Here is a 19,993-nt window from a genome sequence, read left to right as displayed (position 1 = left end):
CGACTGCTTCGCAGCCGAACGCCGCCTCGCAGGCTCGGCAGCTGCTACAAAGGGTGTTGCGGTTTGACTGGCATTAGGTGTCAGGCCTGAAATCAGGCCTGACGTGGTAGGGCGTATTATTCGGTGACGGTCGGAATCTTGCGCGGTGCCATGAAGTACATCCAGGTCAGCGCGATGAAGTACATCGCCGGAATCAGGGTGAACAGCACGGTGTAATTGTTGTTGGTGACGGTCAGGATGTGGCCGACCAACTGGGTCATGAACATCCCGCCAATCGCTGCGCACATGCCGCCGAAGCCGAATACCGTGCTCATCATGTGTTTGGGCGTGTAGTCCATCACCAGGCTCCAGATGTTCGCGGTCCAGGCCTGGTGCGCGCCGATGGCCAGGGAGATGGCGAACACTGCGACCCACAGGTTGCTGGAGCCGGCGGCCATGATCACGCCGATGATGCAGCAGGCGAACAGCAGCATCGACATCAGCCGCGCCTTGATCGGGTTGACCCCGCGGCCGATCAGGAACGAGGAGAGGATGCCGCCGCCCACGCTACCGAAGTCGGCAGTGAGGTAAATGATGATCAGCGGAATACCCATCTGGGTCACGTTGATGCCCAGGTTGTATTGCTGATTGAGGAACGGCGGCAGCCAGTACAGGTAGAACCAGAACACCGGCGCGGTCATCGAGTAGGCGAGGGCGAAGGCCCAGGTGCCTCGCATGCGCAGGATTTTTGAGAACGGCACGCGGGATTGTTCCGGTTCGACTTCATTCTGGATGTAGTCCAGTTCCGACTGTTTGACGCTCGGGTGGTCTTCCGGGTTGAAGTACTTCAGGCCCCAGAACAGCAGCCAGATCCCACCCAGCGCCGACATGCACAGGAACGCGGCCTGCCAGCCCCAGACGTGCAGGATCAGTGGCAGCAGCATCGGCGTGAACATCGCGCCGACGTTGGTGCCGGCGTTGAAAATGCCGGTGGCTACGGCACGCTCGCCGGCCGGGAACCACAGCCGCGTGGTTTTCACGCAAGCCGGGTAGTTGGCAGCTTCGGTCAGGCCGAGGATGAAGCGGCAAACCATGAAGCCGACCGCTGAAGTGGCCAGGCCGTGGGCGCCGGTCGCCAGGCTCCAGAGCAGTACGGCGCAGAAGAACACACGCTTGACGCCGACCCGGTCGATCAAGCGGCCCTGCAGCACGAAGCCGATGGCGTAACCGACCTGGAACCAGAAGTTGATGTTGGCGTAGTCCATCGCCGTCCAGCTCATTTCCTTGGCCAGGATGGGCTGCATCACACCCAGGGCGGCGCGGTCGATGTAGTTCAGGGTGGTGGCGAAAAACACCAGTGCCAGCATGCCCCAACGGGTTTTGCCGACTGCCATGGCGCCGCGAATCTTGTTGCCGATGCCACCGGCAGTGGCGTTCATGGCCGGAGCCATGCGTGAGCTTTGGGAAGGAATCATGTGTACCACCCGTTTTTTTGAATTTGTTATTTGGTGTTTTGGACATCGCGGCCGGTGCTGCGTGTCCGGACTTAATGTGGTGTCGATGTTGGGCAGTGGACAAAAAATCGTCAATTCGCCAACCACCATTGTGTTCGATAATCGAACACAAAACTAACCGGGTAGTACACTTTAAATTGCCCAATGGAAAACCCGGCTCAATAATCCGCTCACTCTTTTAAAAGCGGCGCAAATTCCCTGTAGCCGAAGCCTCCATCGGGAGCCGAAATATGCAGCGTTCCATTGCCACCGTGTCCTTGAGCGGCACCCTGCCGGAAAAACTCGAAGCCATTGCCGCCGCCGGATTCGACGGCGTCGAGATTTTCGAGAACGACCTTCTCTACTACGATGGCAGCCCGCGGGAAATTAAACAGATGTGCGCCGATCTCGGGATCGCCATCACCCTGTTTCAACCGTTCCGCGATTTCGAAGGCTGTCGCCGCGATCGATTGTCACGCAACCTGGAGCGAGCTGAACGCAAGTTCGACCTGATGCAGGAGTTGGGCACAGACCTGGTGCTGGTGTGCAGCAACGCCTCGGCCGAGTCCATCGGTGATGAGCGGATTCTGGTCGACGACTTGCGGTTGCTGGCTGAGCACGCCGGGGCTCGTGGTCTGCGCATCGGTTACGAAGCGCTGGCCTGGGGCCGGCATGTGAACACGTATCAACAGGTGTGGAACATCGTGCGTCAGGCCGATCACCCAAGCCTTGGCGTGTTGCTGGACAGCTTTCACACCTTGTCGCTCAAGGGCGACCCAGGTGCTATCGCCGAGATTCCCGGCGACAAGATCTTCTTTGTGCAAATGGCTGACGCGCCGATCCTGGCCATGGATGTGCTGGAGTGGAGCCGGCATTTTCGCTGCTTCCCGGGCCAGGGTGAATTCGATCTGCCGGGGTTCCTCGCGCCGATCATCAAGAGCGGGTACACCGGGCCATTGTCGCTGGAAATCTTCAATGATGGTTTCCGCGCCGCACCGTCACGGGCCAACGCTGCCGACGGTTTGCGCTCGTTGTTGTACCTGGAAGAGAAAACCCGCGAGCGTCTGGCGCAGCAAGACAAGCCTGCGGCCAACCCCGGGATTCTGTTCGAAACGCCCAAGGCCAGCGAGTACAACGGCATTGAGTTTCTGGAGTTTGCCGTGGACGAAAGCCTCGGCGCCAAGCTCTCCCATTGGCTGGAGCGGTTGGGTTTCGTCAAGGCCGGGCAGCATCGCTCCAAGAGCGTCAGCCTGATGCGCCAGGGCGATATCAACCTGATCCTCAACTCCGAACCGTACTCCTTCGGCCACAGCTTTTTCGAGGCCCACGGCCCTTCGTTGTGCGCCACTGCCGTGCGGGTCAAGGACAGCGCCAGCGCACTGGCCCGGGCCGTGGCCTACAAGGGTCAGCCCTATCGCGGACTGGTCGGCCCCAATGAACTGGAACTGGCGGCGGTGCGTGCGCCGGATGGCAGCCTGATCTATCTGGTGGACCAGCACGCCGATGTTTATGGCACTGACTTCAATCTGTACCCGGCGGCGGCCGGCGGCGGTCTCAAGCGCATCGACCACATGGCCATGGCGTTGCCGGCCGACAGCCTCGACAGCTGGGTGCTGTTCTATAAAAGCCTGCTGGATTTCGAAGCGGACGATGAAGTCGTGCTGCCCGATCCCTATGGTCTGGTCAAGAGCCGTGCGTTGCGCAGCCGCGACAGTTCTATCCGCTTGCCACTGAACATTTCCGAGAACCGTAACACCGCGATCTCACACGCGCTGTCGAGTTATCGCGGCTCCGGTGTGCATCACATCGCCTTTGATTGTGATGACATCTTTGCCCAGGTCAGCCGTGCAAAAGAGGCGGGCGTGCCGCTGTTGGATATCCCGCTCAACTACTACGATGACCTGGCGGCACGGTTCGATTTCGACGACGAGTTCCTCAGCGAACTGGCCTATTACAACGTGTTGTACGACCGCGACACCCAGGGCGGTGAGCTGTTTCATGTGTACACCGAGCCGTTCGAGGGGCGATTCTTCTTTGAGATCATCCAGCGTAAAAACGGTTATGCCGGCTACGGTGCGGCCAACGTCGCGGTGCGCCTGGCGGCCATGGCCAAATCCCGTAGCGGCGCACTGCGTCAGGCGAAGTTGTAGGAAATTCGTAAACGCGGGATTAAACGTGGGCTGCGCGGCTTCCTTCACCGTGTCGCGCAGCCCATAATCGCCAGCCTGTGCAGTGATGGCCGTGAGCCCGCAATGACAATAAACTCAGAACTCCCCGCAGCCTCCGTCGAATCGGGTGTCGAGCCGCGCAAGAGTCGCAAGAACAACCCGGAAAAGACCCGCGAAAACATCCTGCAGGAAGCGATTGTCGAATTCGTCCAGCAGGGGCTTTCCGGGGCTCGTGTCGATGCCATCGCCGAGCGCATCCATACCTCCAAGCGCATGATCTATTACTACTTCGGCAGTAAGGAGCAACTTTACGTCGAGGTTCTGGAAAAACTTTACGGCGACATTCGCAGCACGGAAAACCGCCTGCACCTGGTCGAACTGGCGCCGGTGGAAGCGATCCGGCGTCTGGTGGAATTCACTTTCGATCACCATGACCGCAACGTCGATTTCGTGCGCATCGTCAGTATCGAGAACATTCACAACGCCGAGTACGTGAAGCGCTCCGATACGATCAAGGCGATGAACAACACCATCCTCGATTCACTGGGCGAGATTCTGCGTCGCGGTGTCGAGCAAGGGCTGTTTCGTGCCGGTCTTGATCCGCTGGATGTGCATCTGTTGATCAGTTCGTTCTGCTTCTATCGCGTCTCGAACCGCCACACGATTGGTGAGATTTTTCAGATCGACCTACCGGACGAACGCATCAAACAGCGTCATCGCGAGATGATTTGCGAGTCGGTGCTGCGCTACCTGCAGGCCTGATACGGGGTGAGGGGATTGCCCCCTCACTTCATTCATTCAGCCGTTCATGCTCTGGAAATGCTCAAGCATCCGTTGGGCATCCGGCACCACGCCGCTGAACAATTCGAACGCCTTCACCGCCTGAAACACCGCCATGTTGCCACCGTCCAGTGTCCGGCAACCCAGTGCGCGGGCGTTTCGCAGCAATTCGGTTTCCAGCGGGAAGTAGACGATTTCCGCCACCCACAATTCGGCCCGCAGCAGCTCGACCGGCACCGGCGTGCCTGGCAGCTTTTTCATGCCCATCGGCGTGGTGTTCACCAAACCGTCAGCCTGGGCCATGGCGCTGGGCAGGTCATACCCGGCCACCGCTCGAGCGCTGTCGAAATGCTGATTGAGATTGTCAGCCAAATCCTGGGCGCGACGGATGTCCACGTCAAAAATGCTCAGCTGTTGTACGCCTTCGCTCAACAACGCGTGGGCCACCGCCGCACCTGCGCCGCCGGCGCCCATTTGTACGACACGTTCAACGGCAACGCCTTGCAAACCCCGGCGAAAACCCTCGGCAAAGCCCAGGCAATCGGTGTTGTGACCGATGCGTCTGCCATCCTTGAGCACCACCGTGTTGACCGCTCCGATGCCCTGGGCTTCCGGCGAGAGTTCGTCGAGCAGCGGGATGATCACCTGCTTGCATGGAAAGGTGATGTTCAGTCCGGTGTAGTTCATCCGCTCGGCAGCCATCAACAGGTCGGGCAGGGCGTTGCTATCGAGTTTCAATTGATCAAGATCAATCAGGCGATAGAGGTAGCGCAGCCCCTGGGCATCGCCTTCGTGCTCGTGCAGCGCCGGAGTGCGGGAAGCCTGGATGCCGGCGCCGATCAGCCCGGCCAGTATCACGTGGTTCTGAGTCACGGCGATCACCCCTTCAAACGTTGACTGAAATGCTCCAGCGCCAGGCGATAGCCATGGCTGCCGAAACCGGCCAGTACGGCGGTGGCAATGCCTGAAACGAAGGAATGGTGGCGGAAGGATTCGCGAGCGTGGACGTTGGACAGGTGGACTTCGATCACCGGCAGTTCACTGGCGACCAGGGCATCGCGGATCGCAACGGAGGTGTGGGTCCACGCGGCAGGATTGATGACGATCCCGGCGCAGCGACCGCGGGCGGCGTGAATCCAGTCGAGCAATTCGCCTTCATGGTTGGTCTGGCGAAACTCCACTGCCAGGCCGAACTCTTCGGCGGCACGTCCGCACAGGGCCGAAATGTCTGCCAGGGTTTCGTGGCCGTAAGTCGCCGGTTCACGGGTGCCGAGCAGGTTCAGGTTCGGGCCGTTAAGCACCAGAACGATAGGGGACATCGGAATCTCTCCACTTATTATTTTTGGAGTCGGCCGAGGGTTTCAGCCGGTGGAGATAAATTGTACCAACTGGTTAATTCGGTCAATTGAAGAGAAGGCACCCTGGCTGTTTGTGGGCGGTGATCGGACACTTTCGCAGGTCAGCGCGGCAGGTGCTCCACGAGGAAATCGATAAACGCCCTCAATCGCAGCGGCACATGACGACTTTGCGGGTACAGCAAGGTAAACGGCCGCGAGCGCCCACCATAGGGCTTGAGCACTTCCACCAGCGAACCGTCGGCCAGTTCCTTTTCAACGATAAAACGATAGGTCTGAAACAACCCTGCCCCGTGTTTGGCCAGGGTCACACCGCCCAGTACATCGTCGGAACAACTGAGACTGCCCTCGGCCAGAATCTCCCGTGGTACGCCTTCTTCGTTGAACAACCAGGCAATACGCCGGCCGCTGCTGGGCAGTTCGTACTGAATGCATTCGTGGTTTTCGAGGTCGTCGAGGGTTTGTGGAATGCCGGCCCGCTTCAGGTAGTCGGGGCTGGCGATCATCACCAGGGCGGCATCTTCCAACTGTCGGGCGATCAGGCCGGAATCCGGGATGGCTCGCACACGAATCGCCATGTCGTAGCCTTCGCCGACGAAATCGATGTTGCGATTGCTGATGTGCGACTCGACCTTTACCGCCGGATATCGCGCGCGGAACTCGGGCAGCAGCGGCAGGATTCGATGATGTGCGTAAGTGGTCGGAATACTGATGCGCAAGGTGCCGGACGGCACTTGCTGCTGGCCCATGACCTCGCGCTGGGCCTCGACCAGTTGCGCAAGGGCCTGGCGACATTCTTCGTGATAACGGCGACCGCTGTCGGTCAACTTCACACTGCGCGTGGTGCGCGCGAACAGGCGCACGCCCAGGCGTTCTTCCATGCGCGACACCGAGCGGCTCACCGCGGCAGGTGTTACACCCGCCACCAGCGCAGCGGCGGTAAAGCTGCCAGCCTCGGCTGCGAGACAAAACAGCTCGATGCTACCCAACTGAAGATCGTCGAATTGTCGCTGCATGATTGATGACACCGGGGATCAAATGAAGAAACTGGATCAGTATTTATCAGGTGCCAGCGTCGTAATGAAAGGATTTCTTACCAATTCGCACGGTGTTCCGCAGGCCCGGGAAGCGCCCGGACGCTAGCCTGTGGACGGAAGAAAGGATTCGACTGCCAATGCCAACGGTCGGATTTTCCAGGGAATGCCGGATCTTCGGATTCATAAACCTAACGGATGGGTTAGCATGAAGGTATGCAGTTACAAAGGACTGTCGGTAGTGATCATGTTGCGGGACGAGCATTGCCCGCCTCATGCGCATGTGAAAGCGGGTACGTGGAGCGCGAGATTCAGGTTCAGCTTCTGGCACAACGGTGTCGAGCTTTGGGATGTTGTTCCGCTTTCGCATCGACCACCGTTGGCGGTGCTTGAGGGGTTGCGCCAATCGCTCAAGCAACCTGCCCATTTACGGCGCGCCCGTGGCATCTGGTGGCGAAAATTACAAACGGCTTGTCTTGATAATCAATTGTGGGACTGGCAAAGCAACGAAGTCGTTGTGGTGAAAAGGGTTGTCAGTACCACCAATATGATTGGATCGGCTTGCTACGAACCTGAATTGAACAAGACGTTGCTGTCCCTGATAGGTGCACAGGAAAGTGTGGAGATCGAGTTATGAGAACGATAAAAGCCAAGGTTCAGGCCGATAACCCCGTAACGGAAAGTAGCCTGGGCAGAGCCATTGAACGTGGCGAATTACGTAGAAAAAACAGCCTGCAAGCGACAGCGGTTACCTACCTGGCCCCCTGTCTGGCAGTCAGCTTCGAAGACGGCAGCGGCGTTTTGTTGCCCGTGGCCAACTATCCGGAGTTCGATGCTTTTGAGCTGGAGGACTACGCCAGCCTGACCGTCGGCTATGCGGGTACTGCACTGTGCCATGACGGCAAGGACCTGCATGTATCTATCGCCGGGATGATTTCTGCGAGCAAGCCGTTGATGACCATGGCGGCCTCGGTCGTCGCTTCGCGCAATGGTCGCCAGAGTAGCGCCGCAAAGTCTGAAGCCGCACGGGCCAACGGCAGAAAAGGCGGGCGCCCGCGCAAGGTCGATGTTGTCTTGTAAGTGCCCACAAAAAAGCCGTCGTGAAGACGGCTATTTTGTGCCTGGCACTCGCCATCAACGCCGGGTCAACAGCACCCCGGATTCCATGTGATGGGTCCACGGGAACTGGTCGAACATCGCACACCGGCTGATGCGGTGGGTGTCGTGCAGTTGGGCGATGTTGGCTGCCAGGGTCTCCGGATTGCAGGAGATGTACAGGATGTTATCGAAGCGCCGGGTCAGCTCGCAGGTGTCCGGGTCCATGCCGGCGCGAGGCGGATCGACGAACACACTGCCGAACTCGTAGCTCTTGAGGTCGATGCCGTGCAGGCGACGGAATGGACGCACTTCATTCAGGGCTTCAGTCAACTCTTCGGCGGACAAGCGCACGAGAGTGACGTTATCCACAGCGTTTTCGCTCAGGTTGCTCAATGCTGCATTGACTGAGGTCTTGCTGATTTCAGTGGCCAGCACTTTGCGCACGCGGGTGGCGAGCGGCAGGGTGAAGTTGCCGTTACCGCAATACAACTCCAGCAAATCATCGGAGCGATCCCCGAGCGCATCGTACGCCCAGTTGAGCATCTTCTGGTTCACCGTGCCGTTAGGCTGGGTGAACGCGCCTTCCGGCTGGCGGTAGCTGAAGGTGCGGCCGCCGACGTCCAGTTGCTCGACTACGTAATCGTGGCCGATGACTTCGCGCTTGCCCTTGGAGCGGCCAATGACGCTGACATTCAGGTCGGCCGCCAGTTTCGAAGCCGCGGCGTGCCAATGCTCGTCCAGCGGGCGGTGATAACACAGGGTAATCATCGCATCGCCGGCCAGGGTGGTCAGGAACTCGACCTGAAACAGCTTGTGGCTCAGGGCGGCACTGGCTTGCCATGCAGCCTTGAGCTGCGGCATCAACTGGTTGATGCGCAGGCTGGCAATCGGGAACTCTTCGATCAGGATTGGCGTGCGCTTGTCTTCCTGGGAAAACATCGCGTAATGACGCTCGCCGGCTTCGCGCCACAGGCGGAACTCGGCGCGCAGGCGGAAGTTTTGCAGCGGCGAGTCGAAAACGGCTGGCTCCGGTGCATCGAACGGGGCCAGCAGGTCACGCAAGCGCTGGACCTTGTCTTCGAGCTGAACGGCGTAGGCCTGGGAATCGAAAGTCATGCGTTGAACCAACCCAGCTTGATCACGAACAGAATCGACAGGATCACCAGCGCCGGGTTCAGCTCACGGCCACGACCGGACATCAGCTTGATGGCGGTCCAGGAAATGAAACCGAAGGCGATGCCATTGGCGATGGAATAAGTGAACGGCATCGCCAGCGCGGTGATCACCACCGGCGCGGCGACGGTGATGTCGTCCCAGTCTATTTCGGCCAGGCCGGATGTCATCAGCACGGCGACGAACAGCAAGGCCGGTGCAGTAGCGAAGGCTGGAACGCTGGCGGCCAGTGGCGAGAAGAACAGCGCCAGCAGGAACAGGATCGCCACCACGATGGCGGTCAGGCCGGTGCGGCCACCGGCACTCACACCGGCGGCGGATTCGATGTAGCTGGTGGTGGTCGAGGTACCCAGCAGCGAACCGGCCATGGCCGCGGTGCTGTCGGCGATCAGGGCACGGCCCATTTTCGGCATGTGACCATCTTTGCGCATCAGGCCCGCGCGCTTGGCGACGCCGATCAGCGTGCCGGAGTTATCGAACAGGTCGACGAACAGGAAGGCGAAGATCACGCTGACCAGACCGATATCCAGCGCGCCTTTGATGTCCAGTTGCAGGAAGGTCGGGGCCAGCGACGGTGGCATCGACATTACGCCGCCGAACGGGGTGAAGCCCATCACGATCGAAACGATGGTCACCACCAGAATGCCGATCAGCACCGCGCCGCGCACGGCGAGTGCTTCAAGTGCGACGATCAGGGCAAAACCGAGGGTGGCGAGGATCGGAGCCGGTTGTTTCAGGTCACCGAGGCCGACCATGGTCGCCGGGTTGCTGACCACAATACCGGCGTTATGCAGGGCGATCAGCGCCAGGAACAGGCCGATACCGGCAGCAATGGCCGAACGCAGTGGCAACGGGATGCTGTTGATGATCCATTCACGGATGCGGAAGATCGACAGCAGGAAGAAGCACACGGCCGAGATGAACACCGCGCCCAGTGCCACTTGCCAGGTATGGCCCATGTGCAGGACCACGGTGTAGGTGAAGAAGGCGTTCAGGCCCATGCCTGGCGCGAGGGCGATCGGGTAGTTGGCGATCAGGCCCATGGTCGTGGAGCCGATGGCGGCTGCCAGGCAGGTGGCGACGAACACCGCGCCCTTGTCCATGCCGGTCTCGCCGAGGATGCTCGGGTTGACGAACAGAATGTAGGCCATGGCCAAAAAGGTCGTGAGGCCCGCCAGAATCTCGGTCCGCACGTTGGTGTTGTGTGCCTTGAGTTGAAACAGCCTTTCCAGCATGTCTGCTCCCCGTGGCGCGCCGGGCGCCGTGAATGTATCGACCTCAACAGCAAAGCACAGGCAGCAGAACGCGCCTGGAAATTACTGTGGGCCGGAAAAAGCCGCGCATCATACCAGTAGCTTGGGAATATGGCTGCTTATGGCGGTGATCGTCGTCGATGTTTTGCGACAAAGCCAAGTGCGCCATACTGCGCGCTGGTTTTTTGGGGGATGGGTCCTGCATGAAAAAGCGTCTGGTTGCCGCCTTCGCCGTATGGATGGCGTTGTTTCTCGGGGCTCAAGCGGCCGTGGCGGCCTCGGCTGCGCCACTGACACAATTGAAAGTACTCAAAGTCGCGTCGCCGTCCTGTGGTGTCGAGAACATCGACGAAGGGCAAACCCGGACGCGCTGCGATCACAATGGTCCGAACATTATGGTGTACGTGCTGGAAGTGGGTTACGGGCGTGAAGCCCATGTCGCCCTCGACGGTTTCGAGGTGAACGGCACACGGACGCCGGTTTGCGCGTTCAAGAACGGCAACCTGACCAGCTGCACCCCCGGGGAAAAAACCGTCGGCTATTTGTATGCCCTCGATCTGGCGGGCAAGCAGGAAGGCACTCTGACCTTCAGCAATACCTCGATCAACGCACCCGGCAACACGATGTCGACGCAACTTTACATCAAGTAACCGCAAGCCTCGAACAAGGGGCAGGAAAGCTGACTACGCTTTAAAGATCACTCTGCGGACAGTACCTGATGACTTTTCGAGCCTTGATTGCCCTCGCCGAGGGCACCGACGACCTGCAAACCGTGACCCTGATCGACGTGTTGCGCCGCGCCAAAATAGAAGTGGTGGTGGCCAGCATCGAAGGGCGGCGCATGCTCACCTGCGCCCGCGGCACTCGCCTGACCAGCGATGCGATGCTGGTGGATTTGCTGGCGCAACCGTTCGACCTGATTGCCCTGCCGGGTGGTGCCGTGGGCTCGCAGCATTTGGCAGCACATCAACCTCTGCAACAATTGATCAAGGATCAGGCGGCAGCCGGTCGCCTGTTCGCCGGCATCGCCGAAGCGCCTGCCGTGGCGCTTCAGGCCTTTGGCGTTTTGCGTCAACGGCGCATGACCTGTCTGCCATCGGCCAGCCATCAACTGCTGGGCTGTAACTTCGTCGATCAACCGGTAGTGGTCGATGGCAACTGCATCACCGCCCAGGGCTCGGCTGGCGCATTGGCATTTGCCCTGGCGCTGGTGGAGCAACTCTGCGGAAAAGCCACACGTATGGCAGTGGCGGGGGAGTTGTTGGTTTAGAAGACTCAGGCGTGCGTGGCGATAGGTTTGATATTCGGCTGTTCACGCTGTTCCGCTTGCCAGAGATCGTAGTCGGTCTGGACCCCAAGCCACATCCGCGCTTTACCGATTCCAGCCCTTTCCAGTCGCACTGCCAGGTCCGGGCTGATCGGCGCATGGCCATGCAGGACCCGGGAAAGATGCGGGCGAGCAAAACCCAAATGGCGGGCCAACTCCGCGACGCTGATACCTAACCCAGGTAACACATCCAACAATAGTGTTTCACCAGGGTGGGGCGGGTTGTGCAAGGGCATGTCCTGCCTCCTGTCAGTGGTAGTCCAGATAGTCGACCAGTTCGATATCGGAACCGATGAAACGAAAAACAATGCGCCAGTTCCCTGAAACGCTCAGTGACCAGTAATTGAACAACTCACCCTTGAGCGGGTGTAAGCGCCATCCCGGAAGGTCGAGGTCGCCAGGTGCAGTCGCGCGGTCCATAAACTGCAACATCCGCGACAGACGCTTCGCATGATCTGCACGAATCCCACGAGTCGAACCTGTTTCATAGAAGCCCCGAAGGCCCTTGTGCTGAAAGGATTTGATCATGGGGGGAGTGTAAGGCGATACATTACACTTTATGCGTTAACTATGTATTGCACCTTGTCAGCCAATTTGTGCCTGAGAGTTGTTTCAGGCTTTCGCCTCTTCCTTCTCTTCATCTTTAGCCACGTGCATGCGATCGCGGCTGGCCAGTGTCGGGAACAGTTTGACCCACACCCCGGTCACCACCAGCGTGCCGATCCCGCCCATGACCACGGCTGGCACGGTGCCGAACCAGTGGGCGGTCAGACCCGATTCGAATTCACCCAACTGGTTCGAAGCACCAATGAACAGGCCGTTCACGGCGCTGACCCGGCCGCGCATTTCATCCGGGGTTTCCAGTTGTACGAAAGACGCGCGAATGACCATGCTGATCATGTCTGCCGCGCCCAGTACCACCAGCACCGCCAGGGAGAACCAGAACGAGGTCGACAGGCCGAAGGCGATGGTTGCCACGCCGAAGATGCCCACGGCGGTGAACATCACCCGCCCGACGTTGCGCTCCACGGCAAAACGCGCCAGGAACAGCGACATCAACAGCGCGCCCACCGCCGGTGCCGAGCGCAACAGGCCGAGCCCCCACGGGCCGGTCAGGAGGATGTCCTTGGCGAACACCGGCAGCAGCGCCGTGGCGCCCCCCAAGAGCACCGCGAACAGATCGAGGGAGATCGCCCCGAGAATGTCCGGACGACTGCGAATGAAGCGGATGCCCGCCAGCAGTGAATCCAGAGTGGCCTTGCCCTTGTTCAGTGGCGTTTGCCGGGCCGGCAGGTTGAGCATCAGCGAACAGGCGATGACGTACAAAAGCACCGTCGGGCCATACACCCAGACGCTGCCGAAGGCGTAGAGCAAACCGCCGAGGGCCGGGGCGACGATGGTGGCCGATTGCTGGGCCGATTGGGCGGCGGCCACCGCGCGGGGAAACAGCGCGCTGGGCACGATGCTTGGCAGCAGGGCCTGGGTGGTCGGCATTTCAAAGGAGCGAGCGGCACCGAGCAGGAAGGCGAGAATAAAGATCATCTCCCGGGTGACATGGTCGGTCGCGCTGCCGATGGCCAGCGACAGGGCGATCAGTGCCTGCAAGGACTGGCAAATCGCCGCAACCTTGCGCCGGTCATAGCGGTCGGCGACGTGCCCGGTGTGCAGCATGAACAGCACGCGTGGGGCGAACTCGACCAGGCCAACCAGACCCAGGTCGAGCACGTTGCCGGTTAATTGATACAGGTTCCAGCCGATGGCCACGGTAAGCATCTGGAAGCCGCTGGCGGTAAATACCCGGGCCAGCCAGAACGCAAGAAAAGGGCGATGGTGACGTAACAGCAAGGGCTCTTGGCTGGGCATCTGCGGGAAAATCTGGGGGGAGGGGAAAAGCGAGGTTATCACCAACCTGTAACAGGAAGTTGCCATGACAAAAAATTTAGTTAGCTAGATACCGATTTTCCTGTGGGAGCGGCGGTGCGACGATTCGACTTGCTCGCGAAGGCTGAGTGTCAGTCAACATTGATGTTGAAGCTGATGCCCCCTTCGCGAGCAAGCCCGCTCCCACAGGGAATGTGTTGCAGTCGATGACAAAAGCCATGAGGCAACTTGTCACGCGGCAATAGACCACGCGGTTCATCCCCGAAATTGGGACTACTCTTTCAACGTTGATTGATCCAGATCAAAACCCACAAAAGGAATTGATCCGGCGGCCGCAAGGCCAGACTCCCTGCGTTGTGATGCGTGCAAAAAAAGAACAAACAGAGATTCGCCACACTCCATTTCCGTGGGGGCCGTGGGTGCAGGCTTCCAGCCAGCAGCCGTACTACCTGACAGAGGAAGACTTATGTTCGGTTTAGAGGCACTTGATCTCGCCCGAATTCAGTTCGCGTTCACCATCTCGTTCCACATCCTGTTTCCGGCCATCACCATCGGCCTGGCGAGTTACCTGGCGGTACTCGAAGGCCTGTGGCTGAAAACCCATAACGACACTTACCGTGACCTCTACCATTTCTGGTCGAAGATCTTTGCCGTCAACTTCGGCATGGGCGTGGTTTCCGGCCTGGTGATGGCCTATCAGTTCGGCACCAACTGGAGTCGCTTCTCGGACTTCGCCGGTTCCGTGACGGGGCCGTTGCTGACCTATGAAGTGCTCACGGCATTCTTCCTCGAAGCCGGATTCCTCGGCGTCATGCTGTTTGGCTGGAACAAGGTCGGGCGCAAGCTGCACTTCTTTGCCACGGTCATGGTTGCCATCGGCACACTGATCTCGACCTTCTGGATCCTGGCCTCCAACAGTTGGATGCAGACCCCGCAGGGTTTCGAAATCGTCAATGGTCAGGTCATCCCCACCGACTGGCTGGCGGTGATCTTCAACCCGTCGTTCCCATACCGCCTGATGCACATGGCCACCGCGGCATTCGTGGCGACGGCGTTCTTCGTCGGCTCCTCGGCGGCCTGGCATTTGCTGCGCGGCAAGGACAACCCGGCGATTCGCAAAATGTTGTCGATGGCCATGTGGATGGCCCTGATCGTCGCGCCGATCCAGGCGGTCATCGGTGATTTCCACGGCCTGAATACGCTTGAGCATCAGCCGGCAAAGATCGCCGCAATCGAGGGGCACTGGGAAAACAAGGGCAATGAGGCAACTCCACTGATCCTGTTCGGCTGGCCGGACATGAAGGAGGAAAAAACCAAATTCGCCGTCGAAATCCCGTACCTCGGCAGCCTGATCCTCACGCACTCCCTGGACAAACAGGTACCGGCGCTCAAGGAGTTCCCGCCTGAAGACCGGCCAAACTCAACCATTGTGTTCTGGTCGTTCCGGATCATGGTCGGCCTGGGCTTCCTGATGATTTTCACCGGTTTGTGGAGCCTGTGGCTGCGCAAGCGCGACACCCTCTACACCTCGCGGCCGTTCCTGTACCTGGCGTTGTGGATGGGGCCGTCCGGCCTGATCGCGATCCTCGCCGGCTGGTTCACCACGGAAATCGGCCGTCAGCCGTGGGTGGTCTACGGCTTGATGCGTACGGCGGATGCGTCGTCCAACCATAGCTTCATGCAGATGAGCATCACCCTGATCCTGTTTGTCGTGGTCTATTTCGCGCTGTTTGGCGCCGGTCTTGGCTACATGATGCGCCTGGTGCGCAAGGGGCCGAAGACCGACGAAGGCAAGGAAACCAACGACGGTGGCCCCGGCCAGAAACGCACACCGGCCCGTCCGCTGTCCGCCGCCGACGACGATCACGCCGATGCCGGCCACAGCCTGACCAAGGAGATTTGAATCATGGGTATTGATCTTCCGCTGATCTGGGCCGTGATCATCATCTTCGGCATCATGATGTACGTGGTCATGGACGGTTTCGACCTGGGCATCGGCATTCTCTTCCCGTTCATTCCGGGTAAGACCGATCGCGATGTGATGATGAACACCGTCGCCCCGGTCTGGGACGGCAACGAGACCTGGCTGGTACTGGGGGGCGCGGCGTTGTTCGGCGCGTTTCCGCTGGCCTATTCGGTGGTGCTCTCGGCGTTGTACCTGCCGCTGATCCTGATGTTGATCGGGCTGATCTTCCGCGGTGTGGCCTTCGAGTTCCGCTTCAAGGCCAGGGATGACAAGCGCCACCTGTGGGACAAGGCGTTCATCGGTGGCTCGCTCACTGCGACCTTCTTTCAGGGCGTTGCGCTCGGCGCGTTCATCGATGGCTTGCCGGTGGTCAACCGGCAGTTCGCCGGTGGCTCACTGGACTGGCTGACACCGTTCACGATGTTCTGTGGTGCGGCGCTGGTGGTGGCCTATGCGTTGCTCGGATGCACCTGGCTGATCATGAAGACCGAAGGCAAGTTGCAGGAACAGATGCATGACCTGGCACGGCCACTGGCCTTCGTGCTGCTGGCGGTGATTGGCATCGTCAGCATCTGGACCCCGTTGGCCCACGCAGAAATCGCCGCACGCTGGTTCACCATGCCGAACCTCTTCTGGTTCATGCCGGTGCCGATTCTGGTGCTGGTCACGATGTATGGCCTGATCCGCGCCGTGGCCCGCAACGCGCATTACACACCGTTCCTGCTGACGCTGGTGCTGATCTTCCTGGGTTACAGCGGGTTGGGCATCAGCCTGTGGCCGAACATCATCCCGCCGTCGATCTCGATCTGGGATGCCGCCGCTCCACCGCAAAGCCAGGGCTTCATGCTGGTGGGCACGCTGTTCATCATCCCGTTCATCCTGGGCTACACCTTCTGGAGTTACTACGTGTTCCGCGGCAAGGTCACCCACGAAGACGGTTACCACTAGCCTTATAGAAAACCTGTAGGAGCGAGCTTGATCCGGGCGGCGCTCCGACGATGGCGTCGGTTGCGACGCCATCAATCTTGAAGAGGATTGACGTTATGGCCGCCAAACATTCCCTGCACGACATTGAAGAAGCTGAAAAAAAGCCGCTGTGGCAGCGGCTCGGCTGGCTGGCCCTGATCTGGGTCGGCAGCGTGGGCGCCTTGTTCATCGTCGCCAGCCTGATGCGCCTGTTCATGAACGCGGCGGGCCTGACCACGCACTGACATCCCTCCCGTGGCCTCAAGGCACGGTTTTACAACCCTCCGACCGGAGGGTTTTTTTTGCCTGTTACTTGCGCGCCTTGAGGATCACGAATTTCGGATTGGCCGCCACTTGCTCGACGCCACGGAACAACCGCGCCAGCTTGCTGTGATAACCCAGGTGACGATTGCCGACGATGTACAGCGCGCCGCCCACGACCAGCGCTTCGCGCGCTTGCTGGAACATCCGCCAGGCCAGGAAGTCGCCCACGACTTGTTGCTGGTGAAACGGTGGATTGCACAGCACGACGTCAAGCGATTGCGGTTCCTGGCCGGCCAGGCCATCGCCGGCACGCACGGTCACTTCCCGCCCGGCCAACGCAGCGCGCCAGTTTTCGGCGGCCGATTGCACGGCCATGAACGACTCGTCCACCAGCGTGTAGTGAGCGTCGGGGTTTTGCAGGGCGCTGGCGATTGCCAGAACGCCGTTGCCGCAACCAAGATCGGCGACCCGCGCCGAGCCGAGGTTTTTCGGCAGGTGTGGCAAAAACGCCCGGGTGCCGATGTCGAGGCCTTCGCGACAGAACACGTTCGCGTGGTTGATCAGTTCGATGGCCGGTTCGTCGAGTTGATAGCGGGTCGGGTAGGGGGAGGTAACGGTCACTTTGGTTTCAGCGATTGCAATCAACAACCGGGCCTTCTTCACCGCCAGCGAGGCTTGCACCGGTCCGATGTAACGCTCCAGCAAATCCCCCGCCGCCCGGGGCAGATGCTTGATCATGGCCGCGGCAACCACTTGGGCGCCGGGAGCCAATTGGCCTTGCAGGCGGATCAGTTGTTCTTCCAGCAGCGCCAGGGTCTTCGGAACACGAATGAGCACCCGGTCGAACGGCCCGACAGGGGCTTCGCTGGCGGGGACGCTCGGCACCGCATCAAACGCCAGGCCGTTGCGCATCAGGTTCTTTTCCAGGCCCTGGAAGGCCAGGAACGAGTCACCGCTGCTGACCACCTGCACCTTGCCCGCCAAGCTGGCCGCCAACGCACCGAAACTGTCATTGAGCACCAGTACCCGGATGTCCGACGCCGGCTGCTGTTCGGCCAAATGATTGAGCAGGTATTCATCGGCCGCGTCGAAAGCTTGCAGCGGTTCATTCTGTTGTTCGGGCTGGCGGATCAGGTCGAGGCTGGCGAAGGGTGTTTCGAGCAAAGGCATGGGGCGGGGCTCTGGGTAATCAACGGATGTCCCGCTGCCCGAAGGCGTTGGAGCGGGCGGAGCCGTCCGAGTGTACTGCGTCGTGCAAGTCTGCACGCGATCACTCAGGAGGGACCACAAATGGTACGTTTTTTTTGACTGGATTACCCGCAGGTTTTCCCGGAATCGGGCGCTTTCAGATGGCCCCGGACCGGGTTGCGGCGATGACTGCCGCAATCTTGTTGTTGACGCCGAACTTCTCGATAGCCCTGTGCACATGAAAGTTGACGGTGCGCTCACTCAGATTGAGGATCCTGGAAATTTCGTAGGCCGTCTTGCCATCGGCCGACAGTTTCAATACTTCGAGTTCCCGCCGTGACAAGGAAGGAGTCTGAGGGCGAGCCGGTCTTTTCGGTTGCATCCCGATCGCCAGAGCGTGCAGATGGCGACTGATGAACACCGCGAATCCAAGGTTCTCGTACAGCTCATAGGCTGAAATCGGGCAGTGGCTTCTGGCCAGACTGAAAATACTGTTCAGACCGGTTTTCTCATCGTGGATCGCATGGGACCAGCCATGCTGCAAGCCTTGTTGCTGCAGCAACTGCCATAGCCATGGCGTCCTGAAAAAAAGCTCTTCACTCCAGAGAATCGGCAACATTGAGTGATTGCAGTGCGCCACTATTGGATCTATTTGCGTGGCGTTGTTTTTTTTATATTGGAAATTCCACTCATGGGGAAAATTGTTCAGGTTTACCGTACTGGCTTCGGCCCCGACTGAGTTCGAGGTAATTGAAAAGCCACAAAATTTATACCCAAGGTTTCTAGCAAAGTTGAGTGCGATTCGATAGGCAGTATTGATCTCTTGCGTGTGTGACAATTGTTTGAGCTGTGACTCCTTCCAGATTTCCATACAATGATCTCCATTTGTGTGTTCCGGGTACGTATTGGATCCAAAATCCGGCACGTCACGGAGTGTAGGACAGTTCCCACGATAATGCTTCGACAGTTTTGTTCTTTTGACTGTTGGAAAAGTGTGTTCCAGGTTCTTAGGTACTAGATCAGTTATAAAATGCCATATGTCATTTTATACTTGCGGCTGTGTGTCGCATTTAGTCATCGATCATTAATAACACTACAAATTGTCGGTGTTTACGCTGCTTTCTTTGCAGGACACTGGAGGTATCTTTTGATTGGAGCCTGCCATGTCCGTCAGTGAAGAAAAATTTACGCGCCAGAGCTTGTTTGAGGTTCATCCGCTGACCCCGAACCTGTTTACCCTGCGTGCTACCCGGGATGCAGGGTTTCGTTTTCGATCGGGGCAGTTTGCCCGATTGGGCGTCACCAAGGCTGACGGCAGCACGGTATGGCGCGCCTATTCCATGGTGTCCTCGCCCTTTGACGAGTTCCTCGAGTTCTTTTCCATTGTCGTACCGGGCGGTGAGTTCACCAGCGAGCTCAGCCGGCTGGGTGTTGGCGATTCATTGCTGGTCGACCGCCAGGCCTTCGGCTACCTGACACTGGACCGTTTTGCCGATGGGCGCGATCTGTGGTTGTTATCCACAGGCACGGGCGTGGCGCCGTTCCTGTCGATACTCCAGGACTTCGAAGTCTGGGAGAGATTCGAGCGGATCATCCTGGTCTACAGTGTTCGCGAAGCCCGGGAACTGGCTTATCAGGAGCTGATCGCGGGGCTGACCCAGCGTGAGTATCTGGCGGAGTACGCACACAAACTGCAATTCATCGCCACAGTCACTCGTGAACAGCATCCTGGTGCATTGAACGGGCGGATCACCACGCTGATTGAAACCGGCGAATTGGAGCGCGAAGCGGGTGTTGCGCTGACGCCCGAACATTCACGGGTCATGCTGTGCGGCAATCCGCAGATGATCGATGACACGCGCAAGCTGCTTAAGCAGCGTGACATGCACTTGAGCCTCAGTCGGCGACCCGGCCAGGTGGCAGTGGAAAACTTCTGGTAAGAAAAACGGCTCCTCAAAGGCCTAATGCCAGTCAGTTAAGCGGTAATGCGATCTGTAGCAGCTGCCGAGCCCGCGAGGCTGCGTTCGGCTGCATAGCAGTCGTGATTCCAGCTGACGCGGCCTGCCTG

General features: G+C 59.2%; 21 protein-coding genes. 10 read left to right on the top strand and 11 right to left on the bottom strand.

From position 1 onward, the window contains the following. Positions 1 to 116: 116 nt before the first annotated feature. Entirely contained in the window at positions 117 to 1,454 is a 1,338-nt protein-coding gene (locus PMI28_RS04790) for an MFS transporter (RefSeq protein WP_007990923.1), read from the bottom strand. 269 nt (positions 1,455 to 1,723) lie between these two features. Here PMI28_RS04790 and quiC point away from each other — a divergent pair, with 269 nt between their 5' ends. Next, positions 1,724 to 3,622, top strand: a complete 1,899-nt coding sequence (quiC, locus tag PMI28_RS04795; protein ID WP_007990922.1) for a 3-dehydroshikimate dehydratase QuiC — start codon at positions 1,724 to 1,726, stop codon at positions 3,620 to 3,622. Positions 3,623 to 3,724: 102 nt separating this feature from the next. Next, on the top strand, positions 3,725 to 4,402 hold the full coding sequence (locus tag PMI28_RS04800; RefSeq protein ID WP_007990919.1) for a TetR/AcrR family transcriptional regulator: 678 nt from the start codon (positions 3,725 to 3,727) through the stop codon (positions 4,400 to 4,402). A gap of 36 nt (positions 4,403 to 4,438) precedes the next feature. Here PMI28_RS04800 and PMI28_RS04805 read toward each other — a convergent pair whose 3' ends face one another. From PMI28_RS04805 to PMI28_RS04815, 3 genes are all read right to left on the bottom strand, one after another. After that, positions 4,439 to 5,293: a shikimate dehydrogenase gene (locus PMI28_RS04805; protein ID WP_007990918.1), complete on the bottom strand. Its 855-nt coding sequence runs from the start codon at positions 5,291 to 5,293 to the stop codon at positions 4,439 to 4,441. Between the two features lie 5 nt (positions 5,294 to 5,298). Further along, a complete protein-coding gene (gene aroQ, locus PMI28_RS04810) occupies positions 5,299 to 5,739 on the bottom strand; it encodes a type II 3-dehydroquinate dehydratase (RefSeq protein ID WP_007990916.1) in 441 nt (146 codons plus the stop codon). Between the two features lie 140 nt (positions 5,740 to 5,879). Then, positions 5,880 to 6,791, bottom strand: coding sequence for a LysR family transcriptional regulator (locus PMI28_RS04815; protein WP_007990914.1), 912 nt, complete (start codon positions 6,789 to 6,791; stop codon positions 5,880 to 5,882). Positions 6,792 to 7,017: 226 nt separating this feature from the next. Here PMI28_RS04815 and PMI28_RS04820 point away from each other — a divergent pair, with 226 nt between their 5' ends. Continuing rightward, a complete protein-coding gene (locus tag PMI28_RS04820) occupies positions 7,018 to 7,446 on the top strand; it encodes a hypothetical protein (protein WP_007990912.1) in 429 nt (142 codons plus the stop codon). After that, on the top strand, positions 7,443 to 7,889 hold the full coding sequence (locus PMI28_RS04825; protein WP_007990911.1) for a DUF2442 domain-containing protein: 447 nt from the start codon (positions 7,443 to 7,445) through the stop codon (positions 7,887 to 7,889). The genes PMI28_RS04820 and PMI28_RS04825 overlap by 4 nt, the downstream gene beginning before the upstream one ends. 54 nt (positions 7,890 to 7,943) lie before the next feature. On the opposite strand, the gene trmA is transcribed toward PMI28_RS04825, so the two are convergent. Together trmA and PMI28_RS04835 are read right to left on the bottom strand one after the other, a co-directional pair. Then, positions 7,944 to 9,023, bottom strand: coding sequence for a tRNA (uridine(54)-C5)-methyltransferase TrmA (trmA, locus tag PMI28_RS04830; protein WP_007990908.1), 1,080 nt, complete (start codon positions 9,021 to 9,023; stop codon positions 7,944 to 7,946). Then, positions 9,020 to 10,315: an NCS2 family permease gene (locus PMI28_RS04835; protein WP_007990905.1), complete on the bottom strand. Its 1,296-nt coding sequence runs from the start codon at positions 10,313 to 10,315 to the stop codon at positions 9,020 to 9,022. The genes trmA and PMI28_RS04835 overlap by 4 nt, the downstream gene beginning before the upstream one ends. A 221-nt stretch (positions 10,316 to 10,536) precedes the next feature. Between PMI28_RS04835 and PMI28_RS04840 the strand changes: the two genes are divergently transcribed. Further along, positions 10,537 to 10,983 (top strand): DUF4879 domain-containing protein, encoded by a 447-nt coding sequence (locus PMI28_RS04840; RefSeq protein WP_007990903.1) that lies wholly within the window; start codon positions 10,537 to 10,539, stop codon positions 10,981 to 10,983. 68 nt (positions 10,984 to 11,051) lie between these two features. Beyond that, on the top strand, positions 11,052 to 11,603 hold the full coding sequence (locus PMI28_RS04845; protein ID WP_007990902.1) for a DJ-1 family glyoxalase III: 552 nt from the start codon (positions 11,052 to 11,054) through the stop codon (positions 11,601 to 11,603). Positions 11,604 to 11,608: 5 nt separating this feature from the next. Here the strand turns inward: PMI28_RS04845 and PMI28_RS04850 are convergent, their stop codons facing one another. From PMI28_RS04850 to PMI28_RS04860, 3 genes are all read right to left on the bottom strand, one after another. Then, on the bottom strand, positions 11,609 to 11,896 hold the full coding sequence (locus tag PMI28_RS04850) for a HigA family addiction module antitoxin (protein WP_007990901.1): 288 nt from the start codon (positions 11,894 to 11,896) through the stop codon (positions 11,609 to 11,611). 13 nt (positions 11,897 to 11,909) lie between these two features. Then, a complete protein-coding gene (locus PMI28_RS04855) occupies positions 11,910 to 12,188 on the bottom strand; it encodes a type II toxin-antitoxin system RelE/ParE family toxin (protein WP_007990900.1) in 279 nt (92 codons plus the stop codon). 84 nt (positions 12,189 to 12,272) lie between these two features. After that, entirely contained in the window at positions 12,273 to 13,523 is a 1,251-nt protein-coding gene (locus tag PMI28_RS04860) for an MFS transporter (RefSeq protein ID WP_033063569.1), read from the bottom strand. 484 nt (positions 13,524 to 14,007) lie between these two features. On the opposite strand from PMI28_RS04860, the gene PMI28_RS04865 reads away from it, so the two are divergent. The 3 genes from PMI28_RS04865 to PMI28_RS30000 all read left to right on the top strand — a co-directional run bounded on the left by PMI28_RS04865 (position 14,008) and on the right by PMI28_RS30000 (position 16,718). Next, entirely contained in the window at positions 14,008 to 15,444 is a 1,437-nt protein-coding gene (locus PMI28_RS04865; protein WP_007990895.1) for a cytochrome ubiquinol oxidase subunit I, read from the top strand. A 3-nt stretch (positions 15,445 to 15,447) separates the two neighbouring features. Continuing rightward, on the top strand, positions 15,448 to 16,455 hold the full coding sequence (gene cydB / locus PMI28_RS04870; RefSeq protein ID WP_007990892.1) for a cytochrome d ubiquinol oxidase subunit II: 1,008 nt from the start codon (positions 15,448 to 15,450) through the stop codon (positions 16,453 to 16,455). A 95-nt stretch (positions 16,456 to 16,550) separates the two neighbouring features. After that, positions 16,551 to 16,718: a DUF2474 domain-containing protein gene (locus PMI28_RS30000; protein ID WP_007975773.1), complete on the top strand. Its 168-nt coding sequence runs from the start codon at positions 16,551 to 16,553 to the stop codon at positions 16,716 to 16,718. Positions 16,719 to 16,782: 64 nt separating this feature from the next. Here the strand turns inward: PMI28_RS30000 and PMI28_RS04875 are convergent, their stop codons facing one another. Further along, complete coding sequence (locus PMI28_RS04875) at positions 16,783 to 17,907, bottom strand: methyltransferase (protein WP_007990891.1); 1,125 nt, start codon at positions 17,905 to 17,907, stop codon at positions 16,783 to 16,785. 175 nt (positions 17,908 to 18,082) lie between these two features. Then, positions 18,083 to 18,796: a helix-turn-helix transcriptional regulator gene (locus tag PMI28_RS04880; protein WP_007990889.1), complete on the bottom strand. Its 714-nt coding sequence runs from the start codon at positions 18,794 to 18,796 to the stop codon at positions 18,083 to 18,085. Between the two features lie 292 nt (positions 18,797 to 19,088). On the opposite strand from PMI28_RS04880, the gene PMI28_RS04885 reads away from it, so the two are divergent. Beyond that, positions 19,089 to 19,865: a ferredoxin--NADP reductase gene (locus tag PMI28_RS04885; protein WP_007990887.1), complete on the top strand. Its 777-nt coding sequence runs from the start codon at positions 19,089 to 19,091 to the stop codon at positions 19,863 to 19,865. Positions 19,866 to 19,993 lie beyond the last annotated feature (128 nt).

This window comes from Pseudomonas sp. GM48 (assembly GCF_000282335.1).
Taxonomy (GTDB): domain Bacteria; phylum Pseudomonadota; class Gammaproteobacteria; order Pseudomonadales; family Pseudomonadaceae; genus Aquipseudomonas.
The sequence above is the reverse complement of the archived record's forward strand: the minus strand, read 5'-3'. Positions and strand labels throughout refer to the sequence as shown.